Origin of the sequence: Mycobacterium sp. (genome assembly GCF_049608025.1) — a bacterium.
In the GTDB taxonomy this organism is placed as follows: domain Bacteria; phylum Actinomycetota; class Actinomycetes; order Mycobacteriales; family Mycobacteriaceae; genus Mycobacterium.
In genome coordinates this window covers 1-1,071 of the sequence record NZ_JBMYXC010000114.1, presented here as the reverse complement: position 1 = coordinate 1,071, position 1,071 = coordinate 1, and the positions used below count along the sequence as shown (strand labels likewise).

1 protein-coding gene is annotated in these 1,071 nt (G+C 62.3%); it reads right to left on the bottom strand.

Translation table 11 applies throughout. From position 1 onward, the window contains the following. Window positions 1–1,071 (bottom strand): DUF1996 domain-containing protein (locus ACPGXI_RS17970; protein WP_526655386.1); only part of this gene is annotated, 1,071 nt, incomplete at both ends.

Sequence of the window (1,071 nt, the reverse complement as noted above, 5' to 3'; positions counted from 1 at the left end):
GCAAGCTCCAGCCGGGAGCGAAGCCTTCCTCGGCGTTACGGAAGCTGAGATCTTGACTGTTGCCGCGCTGCAGCCTCAGACCCAGGTCACTTCCTTGATCCGGCAGGGTCATGTAGTCGGAACTCACCAGATGAAGGTTGTTGCTGATACGTCCGTAGTGGATCTGCAGCTGTAGCTGGGGGATCAACAGGGGGTGGCCATCGGGGCCGGTACCGCTCCCGTCGCCATAGGCAAGGTGACTCTTGTGATCTGGGGCGTCAAGCTGCTCCCCATCCCAGTATTCCGGGAAGATCACCACGGCCTGCAGGGGCAGGTCGCGCCACTCGTCACCGAGCGGGATGTGATCGTATGAAGCGGACTCGCCGATGTAATTCCAGAACACCTGTGCTCTAGATTGCCGTTCCTGGGGCATCGCTGAACCGGTGATCATCTTCAGGCCGGTAGGCATGTTGACCAGTTGGTTCGGTTCATTGGGTCGCAGAACGCTGTAGTACGCGATTGAGGTCGGCAGGGGATCGATATAGCGCGATTCACCGCCGAGGCCATCGCTACCCTCATCGATCAGGCTCGGGGCCCAGTAAGTGGAGATGTTGTTCGCTGGGATTGCCGCGCCGTTTGCCGCTTCCATCAGCGACGCCACAGTCGAGTCGGCGCCGGTGGTGGGATTGCCGAAGAAGTCGTGCATATGCGGGAAGTTGAGGTTCCCCGGAGCGACGATCGGGTCGACTGTATCGCGATGGCTGAAGGCGATCGTGGACCGGAATTCGCCCTGGTCAAATCCGGTGAGCTCATAGGCACTGACAGCCGGCGGCGTGACCGGTGGTGTGACCGGCGGCGGCACGACCACTGTTCCGATGGTGCCGTCGTTGTTGAGGTCGACGGCGAAGAGGTTTTCCGCGGCTGTGCGGGTCGCGGTGTCGTATTTCTCTTCGCCGCTGAACCTGCCGGTGTCGTCGAGGACCCAGCCGTATTGGTTTTCGCCGCTGGTGTCGAGGACCCGGAGGCTCCCGGTGTCATCGATGGCCGCGGAGATCAGCGTCGACCCGCCGCGGCTGAGCGGCACCGCGCCGC